The sequence below is a fragment of the Curtobacterium sp. 8I-2 genome, from assembly GCF_902506155.1.
Taxonomy (GTDB): Bacteria; Actinomycetota; Actinomycetes; order Actinomycetales; family Microbacteriaceae; genus Curtobacterium; species Curtobacterium poinsettiae.
Genome location: NZ_LR732827.1, coordinates 900009 through 912464, shown reverse-complemented (window position 1 = coordinate 912464; position 12456 = coordinate 900009). Strand labels below are relative to the sequence as shown.

Below are 12456 nucleotides of genomic sequence, written 5' to 3'. Positions count from 1 at the left end.
CGGCGGTTGCTCGTCAGTGCACGGCGGGTGCCGGCACCGGGTAGACGTCGTCCGGCATCGGCCACGGCGCCCACTTCGGCCGCGGCGCGTACACCAGGTACGGCTGCGGCGTCGGGTAGCTGACGAGCTCGAGCGTCGATCCCCACGGCGTGCGGGTGTAGACGAACCGGTTGCCGGCCCCCGCCTCGTCACCACGCAGGTCGCGGGGGTCGGAGTTCCGGGTGCCCCCGGCCGCCTCGACCTGGGCGAGCGTCTCGTCCAGGTCGTCGGCGTAGATCGCCAGGTGCTGCCACCCCAGGTCGGACGGGTGTGCGGCGTACCGCTGCTCGGGTCCCAGGTACTCGAACAGCTCGAGCCCCGGGCCTTCGGGCAGCGCGAGCATCCGCATGGCCCCCTGCGCCATGGTGCTCGGGATCCCGAGGTACCCGTGGGCCTCGGGACTGCTGTTCGGCATCTCGTCACGACGGCGCATGTCGTACAGGACGACGGCGTCGAACGCCGCCTCGAAGAACTCCGTGGCTGCGTCGATGTCCGGCACCGTGACGCCCACGTGATCGATCCTGATTCCCCTGCTCATGGTCGATTCGTACCACCGGCAGTCGCCGCAGCTCGGGCTCGTGCGGGGTGCGTGCGGGGTGCGTGCCCATCGATGCGGCAAGCCGCAGTGCGGGTCTCCTGCGACCTTCCGGAACGGTCGTTCCAGGACGGGGGCTGGGACACACGACCGTTACACGAGGGAAACGGCGGGGGCGAAGTCGCTCCGTAGCTTCGTGCTCAAGCACGCACCGCCCCGCTTCCCACTCCCTCGGAGGACGCCATGGCTACCGACATCGCGACACCAGTCGCCGCGCCCCACGCCCCCACCACGACCGCCGCTCCTGCCCCGGCGGGTGCCGGCGTCGTCAAGCCCGGGTACGACCCGGCGCTCACGAACGAGGACCTCGCCCCGCTCCGCGAGCAGCGCTGGACGAGCTACAACTTCTTCGCCTTCTGGATGTCGGACGTGCACTCGGTCGGCGGCTACGTCACCGCCGGGTCGCTCTTCGCCCTCGGCATCGCGAGCTGGCAGGTGCTCATCGCCCTGGTGGTCGGCATCCTGATCGTGCAGGTCTTCGCGAACCTGGTCGCCAAGCCGTCGCAACGCACGGGAGTGCCGTACCCCGTGATCAACCGCGCGGTGTTCGGAGTGCTCGGCGCGAACGTCCCCGCCATCATCCGCGGTCTCATCGCGATGGCCTGGTACGGCGTGCAGACCTTCCTGGCAGCACAGTCGCTGAACATCATCTTCCTCAAGTTCATCCCGGCGTCGGCGGGGCTGCTCGACCACTCGTTCCTCGGGCTGTCGGCCCTGGGGTGGATCTCGTACGCGATCCTCTGGGTGGCGCAGGGGGCGCTGTTCTGGATGGGCATGGAGGCCATCAAGCGGTTCATCGACTGGGCCGGACCGGCGGTCTACGTGGTGATGATCGTGCTCGCGGTCTACCTGGTCAGCCAGGCGGGCATCGGCAACATCTCGTTCACCCTGTCGGCGGGCGAGCCGCTGTCGTTCGGGGCGTCGATCCCGGTGATGCTGTCCGCGGTCGCCCTGGTGGTCAGCTACTTCTCCGGCCCGATGCTCAACTTCGGTGACTTCTCGCGCTACGGCCGGTCGTTCCGGGCGGTCAAGCGCGGCAACTTCTGGGGACTGCCGATCAACTTCCTGTTCTTCTCGGTCCTGACGGTGCTCTGCGCGAGTGCGACGATGCCGGTGTTCGGCAAGCTCATCACCGACCCGATCGAGACCGTGCAGGCCATCGGAGCACCCTTCGCGATCCTGCTCGGTGGCCTGACGTTCGTCACCGCGACCGTCGGCATCAACATCGTCGCGAACTTCATCAGCCCCGCGTTCGACTTCTCGAACGTGGCGCCCCGGAAGATCTCGTGGCGTGCCGGCGGCATGATCGCCGCCGTCGGCTCGGTGCTCCTCACCCCGTGGAACTGGTACGGCAACGACCAGGCGATCCTGTACACGCTCGGTGTGCTCGGTGCGCTGATCGGCCCGCTGTTCGGCATCCTCATCGCGGGCTACTACATCGTCGGCAAGCAGCGCATCGCGATCGACGACATGTACTCCACCAGCCGCACTGCCCGGTACTGGTACCGCGGCGGCTTCAACCCGAACGCCATCTGGACCCTCGTGGTCACCGGCGCGGTCTCGGTCGCGAGCGCGGTCCTGCCCCCGGCGCTGGGCGTGCTGCCGTGGCTGTCGAGCTACAGCTGGTTCATCGGCTGCGGCCTGGGCCTCGTCGTCTTCTGGGCACTCGAGCGCGCCCGGCCGAGCATGCCCGTGCTCGACGCGGACGACCCGACGGTCGACGACGGCGCGGCCGTCGGTCGCGCCTGACCGTCGGCGTCGCGGCCCGTCCTCCACAGGGCGGGTCGCGACGCTCGCTCGTCCACGGATCCACACCACGGCCGGGAGGTCCGCCCCGGCCCCGCCACGATGGTCACCACCCAGCACCACCGGTTCCACCGCTCCACTCGTTCCACCCGCTCCACCGGAAGGACCCCGATGCGCATCCGCGTCGTCAACCCCAACACCACCGCGTCGATGACGCGTTCGATCGGCGTCGCAGCCCAGGCCGTCGCCGCGCCCGGCACCCTGATCGAAGCGGTCGAGCCCACGATGGGGCCGGCCTCGATCGAGAGCCACTACGAAGAGGCCCTGGCCGTCCCCGGGTTGCTCGAGCAGATCGCCCGCGGTGAGCAGGACGGGGTGGACGCCTTCGTCGTCGCCTGCTTCGGGGACCCGGGGCTCGACGCCGCGCGGGAACTCGCGACGGTGCCGGTGATCGGGATCGCCGAGGCCGGGTTCCACGCCGCCGCGATGCTCGGCCGCCGGTTCGGCGTCGTCACCACCCTGGCGCGGACGACCGGCCGCGCCCACGAGCTCGCCCAGCGCTACGGGTTCGCACCGCTCGTCACCGAGATCCGTGCGTGCGAGGTCCCGGTGCTCGAGCTCGACGACCCCGCGTCCGGTGCGCGGGCGCTCGTGACCGAGGAGTGCCGAGCCGTCATCGACGGGGGAGCCGATGCCGTCGTGCTCGGGTGTGCGGGCATGGCCGACTTCTGCGCCGAGATCTCGCTCGCGATCGGGGCGCCGGTCGTCGACGGTGTCGCGGCTGCCACGGTCCTGGCCGAGTCGCTCGTCCGCCTCGGGGTGTCCACGGGCAAGCGTGGTGAGTACGCCCTGCCGCCGACGAAGGCAATGTCGGGGCTGCTGGCCGGCTTCGAACGCCACCCGGTGGCGGTCGCGACGGCCGGGGCGGGCGCGTGATGGGCCTCCCGGCGGCGGCCGCCACCGCCGACCTCGTCGTCCGCGCGCACCGAGCCTGGGTCGACGGCACGTTCCGTCCGGCCGCGGTCGTCGTCCACGACGGACGGGTCACCGACGTCCTGCCGGTCGATGCGGTCGTCGACACCGTGCAGGACCACACCGTGCCGGACGGGCAGGTACTGCTCCCCGGGCTCGTCGACACCCACGTGCACGTCAACGAGCCCGGCCGCACCGAGTGGGAGGGCTTCGCATCCGCGACCCGGGCCGCTGCGATGGGCGGTGTCACCACGATCGTGGACATGCCGCTCAACTCGATCCCCGCGACGACCACGGTCGAGGCGCTCGCCGTCAAGCGGGCGAGCGCCGAGGGCCGGGTGGCGGTCGACGTCGGGTTCTGGGGCGGTGCGGTCCCCGCGAGCCTCGGGACGCTCGACGCCCTGCACGACGCCGGCGTCTTCGGCTTCAAGTGCTTCACGGCGCCGAGCGGTGTGGACGAGTTCCCGCACCTCGACTCCGAGCAGCTCCGCGCCGCGATCGCCGAGGTCGCGCGGATCGACGCCCTGCTGATCGTGCACGCCGAGGACCCGGAACACCTCGTGCCGCACCAGGCGCTCGGTGGCCGGTACACGGACTTCCTGGCCACCCGGCCCGTCGCCGCCGAACGGTCCGCGATCGCGCAGGTCATCGACGGCGCACGGGCCACCGGGGCACGGGTGCACGTGCTGCACCTGTCCGACGCGGGCGCGCTGCCGATGCTCCGCGCGGCGAAGGACGACGGCGTGCGCATCACGGTCGAGACGTGTCCGCACTACCTGTCGTTCGAGGCGGGCACGATCCCGGACGGCGCGACCGCCTACAAGTGCTGTCCGCCGATCCGTGACGACGCCAACCGCGACGCGCTGTGGGCGGGCGTGCTCGACGGCACGATCGACCTCGTGGTGTCGGACCACTCGCCCTCCACCGCGGACCTGAAGACCGACGACTGGGGCCTGGCCTGGGGTGGGGTCGCCGGGCTGCAGGTCGGGTTCCGGGCGGTGTGGACCGAGGCCGAGCGCCGCGGAGTCCCGCTGCAGGCACTGCTGCCGCTGTTCACGACCGGTCCCGCCGCCCTGGTCGGGCTGCATGACCGCGGCGTGATCGCGCCCGGTGCGCTGGCCCACTTCGCCGTGTTCGACCCCGCTGCCCGGTCCGTGGTCGACGTCGCCGGGCTCGAGCACCGCAACCCGGTCTCGGCGTTCGACGGGCTCCGTGTGCGCGGCAGCGTCACCGAGACCTGGCTCCGTGGCCACCGCATCGCCACGGCCGACGGCGGCGTGGTGCGGGTCGAGGGTCGCCTGGCCGGTCGCCCCGTGCTCGCGTCGGAAACACCACTGTAACGATCGTTCCGGTATCGTCGGATCAGGAACGGAAGGAACCACCATGCTCCCAGTGAACCCACCTGCCCGTCTCCTCATGGGCCCGGGGCCGATCGACGCCGACCCGCGCGTGCTCCGGGCGCTGTCGACGCCGCTCGTCGGCCAGTACGACCCGTGGATGACCGCGACGATGAACGAGACGCAGGCGCTCTACCGCCGTGTGTTCGGCACGCAGAACGACGCCACGCTGCTCGTCGACGGCACCTCGCGTGCGGGCATCGAAGCGGTGCTCGTGTCCCTGCTCGCCCCGGGGGACCGCGTGCTCGTGCCGGTGTTCGGCCGGTTCGGACACCTGCTCGCCGAGATCGCCGGCCGTGCCGGTGCCGAAGTCCACACCATCCAGACCGAGTGGGGCCAGGTCTTCACGCCGTCCGCGATCGAGTCGGCCATCGCCCGCGTCCGGCCGAAGGTGCTGGCGGTCGTGCAGGGCGACACCTCGACCACGATGAACCAGCCCCTCGACGAGCTCGGTGTGATCTGCGAGCGGTACGGGGTCCTGCTCTACACCGACGCGACCGCGACCGTGGGCGGCAACCCGCTCGAGGTCGACGCCTGGGGGATCGACGCCGTGAGCGCCGGGCTGCAGAAGTGCCTCGGCGGCCCGTCCGGCAGTGCTCCCGTCACGCTGTCGCCGAAGGCCGTGGCGGTGCTCGACGAGCGGCGGAGCGTCGAGGCCGGCATCCGCGAACCCGGCGACGTCGTCGCCGACGAACCGATCCGCTCGAACTACCTCGACCTCGCGATGATCCTCGACTACTGGGGTCCGCGCCGACTGAACCACCACACCGAGGCCGCGTCGATGCTCTACGCCGCCCACGAGTGCGCCCGCATCCTGCTCGAAGAAGGCCGCGACGCCGTCGTCACCCGCCACGAGACCGCCGGGCGCGCGATGCTCGACGGCGTGCAGGCCCTCGGCCTCCGGGTCTTCGGCGACGTCGCCCACAAGATGCACAACGTCGTCGCCGTCGAGATCCCGTCCGACGTGGTCGGCGACCAGGTCCGCGCCGCGATGCTCGACGACCACGGCATCGAGATCGGCACGTCGTTCGGGCCGCTGCACGGGCGGGTCTGGCGCATCGGCACCATGGGCTACAACGCGCGGAAGGACACCGTCGTCACGACCCTGGCCGCGCTCGAGCACGCCCTGCGTCGGGCAGGGCACGCGGTGCCGCACGGCGGCGGGGTCGACGCCGCCCTCGACGTCTTCCGCGACCCCACCGCTCGCACCCAGGCCGAGGTGCTCGCGTGAGCGCCGTGCCCGTCCTGAACGCGACCGCCGTGGGCACCGCCGACGCCGAACTCGTCGCCGGCTGGTGCGACGAGCTCGCCGCCCTCAGCGCCGAACCGGCCCGGATCACCCGCGTCTACCTGTCGCCGGAGCACGCTCGGGCCAACGCCCTCGTCGCGGGCTGGATGCAGGACGCCGGACTGTCCACGTGGCAGGACGCCGCCGGCAACCTGCACGGTCGGGCCGCGGGCGCGACGCCCGACGCCCCCGTGCTGCTGCTCGGCTCCCACCTGGACACCGTGGTGGACGCCGGCCGGTACGACGGCATCGTCGGGGTGCTCATGGCGATCCGCACCGCCGCCCGGCTCACCGCCGACGGCCCGCTGCCCGTCGCACTCCAGGTCATCGCGTTCTCCGACGAAGAAGGCACCCGCTTCGGCAAGGCACTGCTCGGGTCGTCCGCCGTGGCCGGGGTCTGGGACGACGCCTGGTGGGACCTTGCCGACGATGACGGCACGACCCTGCGGCAGGCCTTCACCGACTTCGGCCTCGACCCGGAGCGTGTCGGTGACGCTGCGGTCGACCCGGCCTCCGTGGTCGGCTACCTCGAAGCGCACATCGAGCAGGGGCCGCACCTGGAGCAGGCCGGCCAGGCCCTCGGGGTCGTCACGAGCATCGCGAGTGCCCGGCGGTTCTCGGTCGAGGCCGTGGGTGAAGCCCGGCACGCCGGCGGCACCCCCTACGAACGACGGCACGACGCCCTGCTCGCCGCTGCCGAAGCGGCGTTGGCGGTGGAACGGATCTGCCGGGCGTCGCACCAGGTCGGCACGGTCGGCACGATGACCGTCGAACCCGGAGCCGTCAACGTGGTCCCCGGACTCGCACGGTTCTCCGTCGACCTGCGGGGCGAGTTCGACGACGAGCGCGACGAGGTCTGGGACGAACTCACCAAGGCCTTCACGCTCATCGGTGAACGGCGCGGGGTGAGCGTCACCCCGACCGAGGTGCACCGTGCGCCCGCGGTGTTCTGCTCGCCCCGGCTGATGGACGCCGTCCGCGCCGGGATCGTGTCGACGGGCGAAGCCGCACCGATGGAGCTGTTCTCACGAGCCGGCCACGACGCGATGTCGCTCGGGCTCATCACCGACGTCGCGATGCTGTTCCTCCGCAACCCCGACGGCATCAGCCACCACCCGGACGAGTTCGTGTCGACGCCGGACATCGCCCTCGGCCTCGACGCCCTGGCCGTCGCCGTCGATCGGGTGGCACGCGCATGAGCACCGCCGGCCCCGACGTCCGCGCCCGGATCGACTCCGTCTGGGAACAGCTCTCGCCCGCGGAACGACGAGTCGCCGCCATGGTGCGGCACGATCCGGAACTCCTGCTCGTCGGCACCTCCGCTGAACTCGCGGCCGAGTCCGGCACCTCGAAGGCCACGGTCTCGCGACTCGTGCGGTCCCTGGGATTCCAGGACGCCGCCGAGGTCCGGCAGAACCTGATGTCGGCGCGGGGCTCGGGCCTGCCGTGGGTCGCCGAGGACGCCGCCCACGTCGACCAGCGTGCGGTGGAGGCACGGAACCTCGACGCAGCCTTCGCGTCCCTCGGCCGAGCGGACCGGCCGCGGCTGGCCCGTCGGATCGTCCGTGCCCGCCGGGTGCTCGTCCTCGGCGAACGCGGGGCCTACCCGATCGCGCTGCAACTGCGGTCCCAACTGGCGCAGGTGCGGTCCGACGTCCGGGTCGGTCCGTCGCCCGGGCAGCGGCTCGGGGAAGAGGTCGCCGACCTCGACCGGCACGACCTCGTCGTCCTGGTGACCGTGCGCCGGCACACCGCCGGGGTCGAACGGATCGTCCGGCACTGCGTCGACTCCGGCGCGGACGTCGTCGTGCTCGGCGACCCGACGGCCGCGGTCATCGCCGCTCCCGCCACCACCGCGATCCTCTGCCCGGTCGACTCACCGTCGGCGTTCGACTCGATGGCCGCGCTGTTCGCCGTCGTCGCGGCGATCACGAACGACGTCTACTACGCCTCGGGTCCCGGTGGCCGGGTGCGGGTCGACGCCGTCGCCACCGCCTACGACGCCCTGGGGGAACTCGCAGCGCCCTGATCGCCGTCCCCGCCGCGCAGCTCGGCGGCGAGCGAGGCGTTGCGGTCGGCGATGAGCTTCGGCATGTACCGGGCCAACGCGAGCACCTCGGCCAGGCGGCCCAGCGGACCGAGCGGAGCGCGGAACGTGATGGTGTCGACCATGCGCGTCCCGCCGGCCGACGGCTCGAACCGGTGCTCGTGGTGGAAGCGGGCGAACGGCCCACGCACCTGTTCGTCGACGAACCGGTGGGGAGCCTCCAGGGCGGTGATGCCGCTCGTCATCTTCCAGACGATCCCGAAGTGCCGCGCCCGCCAGGTGACGGTCTCGCCCAGGCCGATCGTGCCGGTCGTCGTGCCGGCGACGGCGCGTTCGTCGGTCGCTGCCATCGAGCGCTCGTGCGCGCCGATGTCGAGCGACAGTGCGAAGGCGCGCTCCGGCGGCACCGGCAGTTCCGTCACGACACGGAACGAGACGGTCACGACGTCGGCCAGATCGTCGGGGCGGACCGGTCGTCGTCGGCATCGCTGATCTCGGGGACCGAGAGCACCAGGCGCTCGGTGCGGAGGGTGACGGGCTGCACAGAACGAGCCTAGCCACGACGGCGCGGGCGGTAGCGTCGGGGGATGACGTTCGACGCGCTCCCGTTCCCGGTCATCGACGGCCACAACGACCTGCCCTGGGAACGCCGTGACAGCCACGACTCCGGCGTCGACGGCATCGACACCGAGACCGACTCGCTGCACACCGACATCCCGAAGCTCCGTGCCGGCGGCGTGGTCGGGCAGTTCTGGTCGGTGTTCGTGCCCGCGGACGACCCGGACCCCGTGACGACCACCCTGCAGCAGGTCGATCTCGCACACCGGATCATCGAGCGTTACCCCGACGACCTCGCGCTTGCCCGCACCGCCGCCGAGGTCCGTGCGGCGGTCGACTCCGGCCGGATCGCGTCCCTGCTCGGCGCCGAGGGCGGGCACTCGATCGGCGACGACCTGGCCGTCCTCCGCACCCTCGCGCGGCTCGGCGTCCGGTACATGACGCTCACACACAACGACGACACCCCCTGGGCCGACTCCGCGACCGGGGAACGGGCGCACGGCGGCCTGACCGACCGCGGGCGACAGGTCGTCGCCGAGATGGAGCGGATCGGCATGCTCGTCGACCTGTCCCACACCGCCCCGGCCACCATGCGGGACACCCTCGACATCGCGACCCAGCCCGTCGTGTTCAGCCACTCGTCGACCGTCGCGATCGACGACCACCCGCGGAACGTGCCCGACGACGTGCTCGCCCGGCTCGCCGACAACGGTGGCGTCGTGATGATCACCTTCGTGCCGAAGTTCGTGTCGCGGGTGTGGGCCGACTGGGAGGAGTCGGGCATGGCCGGCGAACCGCCCCTGGTCACGGTGTCGGACGTCGCCGACCACGTCGAGCACGCCCGCGACGTCGCCGGTGTGGCGCACCTGGGCCTCGGCGGCGACTACGACGGCACCCCGGTGCTGCCGCCGGACCTGCGCGACGTGTCGCGGTACCCGGTGCTCGCGGCGGAGCTGGTCCGCCGCGGCTGGGGCGAGTCGGACCTGCGTGCGCTGGCCGGCGGCAACGTGCTGCGGGTGCTCGAGGCGACCGACGAGCGGTTCGCCCTGACGGCGTTCGTGCGCTGACGCGGTCGATCGCGCCACGAAAGCGACTCTCCTCGGCGCTGGTCGTGCTCACTCCCGCGAAAGCGACAGAACCCTGCGAACCTTCCGCGGACACCTGTCGCTTTCGCAGGCCGGGACCCGGGCGTGGATGCGCGAATCGGGTCCGGCGCGCACGCGCCGTCACGAACAGGACCACCTGGGGTCCGGTGGCTAGGATCGGGCGCACACCGCGCCTCCAGGAAGAGCGATGCGCGACCTGAGCTGCGAAGGACGGACCGGATGAGCGGCACCATCTACGAGAACATCTCCCAGGCGTTCGGCAACACCCCCCTCGTCAAGCTGAACCGCCTGCCGAAGGCGGGCGGCGCCGAGGTGCTCGCGAAGCTCGAGTTCTACAACCCGGGCGCCAGCGTCAAGGACCGCCTGGGCGTCGCGATCATCGACGCCGCCGAGGCCTCCGGAGCGCTGCAGGCCGGCGGCACCATCGTCGAGGGCTCGTCCGGCAACACCGGGATCGCCCTGGCCCTGGTCGGCGCCGCCCGCGGGTACCGGGTCGTCATCACGATGCCCGAGACGATGAGCGTCGAACGCCGTGCGGTGATCCGTGCGTACGGGGCCGAGATCGTCCTGACCCCCGGGCCCGAGGGCATGAAGGGCGCGGTCGCCAAGGCCGAGTCGATCGTCGCGGAGACCCCCGGCGCGATCCTCGCCCACCAGTTCGAGACGGCCGCGAACGCCGAGATCCACCGGAAGACCACGGCGGAGGAGATCCTCCGCGACACCGAGGAGCACGTCGACGTGTTCGTCGCTGGTGTGGGCACCGGCGGCACGATCACCGGGGTCGGGCAGGTGCTCAAGGAGCGCGTGCCCGGCGTGCAGATCGTCGCCGTCGAGCCGAAGGACTCGCCCCTGCTCACCGAGGGCAAGGCCGGTCCGCACAAGATCCAGGGCATCGGCGCGAACTTCATCCCCGAGGTCCTCGACCAGAGCGTCATCGACGAGGTGTTCGACGTCGAGCTCGACGACGCACTCCGTGTCGCCCGCGCCCTGGCGACCGAGGAGGGCATCCTGTCGGGCATCTCGTCCGGCGCGATCATCCACGCGGCCCTCGAGATCGCCGCCCGCCCCGAGAACGCCGGCAAGCGGATCGTCGCCATCGTGTGCGACACCGGAGAGCGCTACCTGTCGACGGTGCTCTTCGAGGGACTCACTGCGTGAGTCGTCCCGTCCGACGAGGCGTGCTGCGGACCATCCGCGAGGACCTGGCCGCAGCACGCCGCGGTGACCCTGCTGCGCGCGGCGACCTGGAGAACGCGATCGTCTACTCCGGGTTGCACGCCATCTGGACGTACCGGGTGACCCACCGGCTCTGGAACGCACAGGGGTTGCCCGGGTCGCGGTTCGCGGCGCGGCTGCTCGGGCAGGTCGCGCGGTCGGTCACCGGGATCGAGATCCACCCGGGGGCGCGCATCGGCCGCCGGTTCTTCATCGACCACGGCATGGGTGTCGTCATCGGGGAGACCGCGGTCATCGGGGACGACGTGCTCGTGTTCCACGGTGTGACCCTGGGTGGACGCGGTGGCGACCACGGCCCGAGCGCCCGACGGCATCCGGTGGTGGGGGACCGCGTGGTGCTCGGCGCGGGGTCGTCGCTCATCGGGGCGATCACGATCGGTCCGGACTCCGTCGTCGGCGCCAACACCGTGGTCACGAAGGACGTACCGGCGGGGTCGGTGGTCACCGGGGTCGCCGGGACGCCTCGTCCCCGGTCCGGGCACGAGGGCGTCCCGTCGCTCTGAGCGCGTCACACCGCGCCGGGCACGCAAAACACCGGTGTTCACGCATCGCACCCCCGCGTGCGGGTGTTCATAACGCGAACACCGGTGTCTTGCCGGTGTCACCGAGCGAGCGGGAGCGTCAGCTCTTCTCGCAGGCGATGCCGTCCTTGTCGCGGTCGAGCTTGGTGTTCGCCCGGTACAGCGCGTCGTCCTTCTTCACCGTGCCCTTGAGCGCGCGGTAGGTGGCCTTGCCACCGGAGACGACCTTGTTCTTCTTGACGGACTTCTTCGCGATGCCGCCGGAGTAGACCTTGTGCACCGCGGTGCAGTTGGCGTAGGACTTCGGTGCTGCCTGGGCGGTCGAGGTCCCGCCGACGACGACGGTGGTCGCGAGGACGGCGGTGGCGGCGGCGATGCCGAGGGTACGGATGATGCGCACGGGTTCCCCCTGGAACTGGTGGTGATCGCGCGAGCGATCGCCGCGTCGGGTACGCGGCGTGGTGATCCTACGACGTGATCGACGCTCACGACCTGCCCCCGAACGGGGTGCGCTGTCGGCGGCCTCGGGCATCCTGGTCAGATGGACGGCGAGCAGTTGCACGAGATCGCGAGCCGCACGGCCCTGGCGCTGCCGGCGGCCGTCGAGACGCAGCCGTTCGGCGAGGGCTCCGTCGTCTACAAGGTCGTCGGCAAGATGTTCGTGATGGTCACCGAGGTACGCGGGACACCGATCGTCAACCTGAAGTGCGCGCCGCCGCACGGGGCGGCGCTGGTGCGCGACCACGACGAGATCACGCCGGGGTGGCACATGAACAAGCGGCACTGGATCACGCTGGCGCCGGGTGGCGGCATCGACGAGACCCTGGTCGAGGACCTCGTGGCGAACGCCTACGACCTGGTGGTCGCGGGACTGCCCGCGGCGAAGCGCCCGATCGACCCGTCGCGGGGCGCGCTGCCGGGCTGACCGGACGCAAGGAGCTGACCGGACGC

13 protein-coding genes are annotated in these 12456 nt (G+C 71.7%); 10 read left to right on the top strand and 3 right to left on the bottom strand.

Going from position 1 to position 12456, the window contains the following annotated elements:
• Nucleotides 1–13 precede the first annotated feature (13 nt).
• Complete coding sequence (locus BOSE127_RS08055) at nucleotides 14–577, bottom strand: VOC family protein (protein WP_159556834.1); 564 nt, start codon at nucleotides 575–577, stop codon at nucleotides 14–16.
• A gap of 240 nt (nucleotides 578–817) precedes the next feature.
• On the opposite strand from BOSE127_RS08055, the gene BOSE127_RS08050 reads away from it, so the two are divergent.
• The 6 genes from BOSE127_RS08050 to BOSE127_RS08025 all read left to right on the top strand — a co-directional run bounded on the left by BOSE127_RS08050 (nucleotide 818) and on the right by BOSE127_RS08025 (nucleotide 8066).
• Nucleotides 818–2383, top strand: a complete 1566-nt coding sequence (locus BOSE127_RS08050) for an NCS1 family nucleobase:cation symporter-1 (protein ID WP_042538149.1) — start codon at nucleotides 818–820, stop codon at nucleotides 2381–2383.
• 168 nt (nucleotides 2384–2551) lie between these two features.
• Nucleotides 2552–3316: an aspartate/glutamate racemase family protein gene (locus BOSE127_RS08045; protein ID WP_159556832.1), complete on the top strand. Its 765-nt coding sequence runs from the start codon at nucleotides 2552–2554 to the stop codon at nucleotides 3314–3316.
• Nucleotides 3316–4692, top strand: coding sequence for an allantoinase AllB (allB, locus tag BOSE127_RS08040; protein WP_159558121.1), 1377 nt, complete (start codon nucleotides 3316–3318; stop codon nucleotides 4690–4692). Before BOSE127_RS08045 ends, allB begins: the two co-directional genes overlap by 1 nt.
• A gap of 43 nt (nucleotides 4693–4735) precedes the next feature.
• On the top strand, nucleotides 4736–5980 hold the full coding sequence (locus tag BOSE127_RS08035) for a pyridoxal-phosphate-dependent aminotransferase family protein (RefSeq protein WP_159556830.1): 1245 nt from the start codon (nucleotides 4736–4738) through the stop codon (nucleotides 5978–5980).
• Nucleotides 5977–7236, top strand: coding sequence for an allantoate amidohydrolase (locus tag BOSE127_RS08030; protein WP_140449028.1), 1260 nt, complete (start codon nucleotides 5977–5979; stop codon nucleotides 7234–7236). Before BOSE127_RS08035 ends, BOSE127_RS08030 begins: the two co-directional genes overlap by 4 nt.
• Nucleotides 7233–8066 carry a MurR/RpiR family transcriptional regulator gene (locus tag BOSE127_RS08025; RefSeq protein ID WP_159556828.1) on the top strand — a complete coding sequence of 278 codons (834 nt, stop codon included), beginning with the start codon at nucleotides 7233–7235 and terminating at the stop codon, nucleotides 8064–8066. The genes BOSE127_RS08030 and BOSE127_RS08025 overlap by 4 nt, the downstream gene beginning before the upstream one ends.
• Here the strand turns inward: BOSE127_RS08025 and BOSE127_RS08020 are convergent.
• Entirely contained in the window at nucleotides 8033–8527 is a 495-nt protein-coding gene (locus BOSE127_RS08020; RefSeq protein WP_056070522.1) for an SRPBCC family protein, read from the bottom strand. The genes BOSE127_RS08025 and BOSE127_RS08020 overlap by 34 nt on opposite strands.
• Nucleotides 8528–8671: 144 nt before the next feature.
• Here BOSE127_RS08020 and BOSE127_RS08015 point away from each other — a divergent pair, with 144 nt between their 5' ends.
• The 3 genes from BOSE127_RS08015 (at nucleotide 8672) to epsC (ending at nucleotide 11487) form a co-directional block, all read left to right on the top strand.
• On the top strand, nucleotides 8672–9709 hold the full coding sequence (locus tag BOSE127_RS08015; protein ID WP_017888497.1) for a dipeptidase: 1038 nt from the start codon (nucleotides 8672–8674) through the stop codon (nucleotides 9707–9709).
• Between the two features lie 258 nt (nucleotides 9710–9967).
• Nucleotides 9968–10906, top strand: coding sequence for a cysteine synthase A (gene cysK, locus BOSE127_RS08010; RefSeq protein ID WP_017888498.1), 939 nt, complete (start codon nucleotides 9968–9970; stop codon nucleotides 10904–10906).
• Complete coding sequence (gene epsC / locus BOSE127_RS08005) at nucleotides 10903–11487, top strand: serine O-acetyltransferase EpsC (RefSeq protein WP_235045701.1); 585 nt, start codon at nucleotides 10903–10905, stop codon at nucleotides 11485–11487. Before cysK ends, epsC begins: the two co-directional genes overlap by 4 nt.
• A gap of 118 nt (nucleotides 11488–11605) precedes the next feature.
• Here epsC and BOSE127_RS08000 read toward each other — a convergent pair whose 3' ends face one another.
• The gene (locus tag BOSE127_RS08000; protein ID WP_017888500.1) at nucleotides 11606–11905 is read right to left on the bottom strand and encodes an excalibur calcium-binding domain-containing protein; all 300 of its coding nucleotides are present in this window, start codon (nucleotides 11903–11905) and stop codon (nucleotides 11606–11608) included.
• 141 nt (nucleotides 11906–12046) lie between these two features.
• On the opposite strand from BOSE127_RS08000, the gene BOSE127_RS07995 reads away from it, so the two are divergent.
• A complete protein-coding gene (locus BOSE127_RS07995; RefSeq protein ID WP_159556826.1) occupies nucleotides 12047–12430 on the top strand; it encodes an MmcQ/YjbR family DNA-binding protein in 384 nt (127 codons plus the stop codon).
• The last annotated feature ends 26 nt before the right edge of the window (nucleotides 12431–12456 follow it).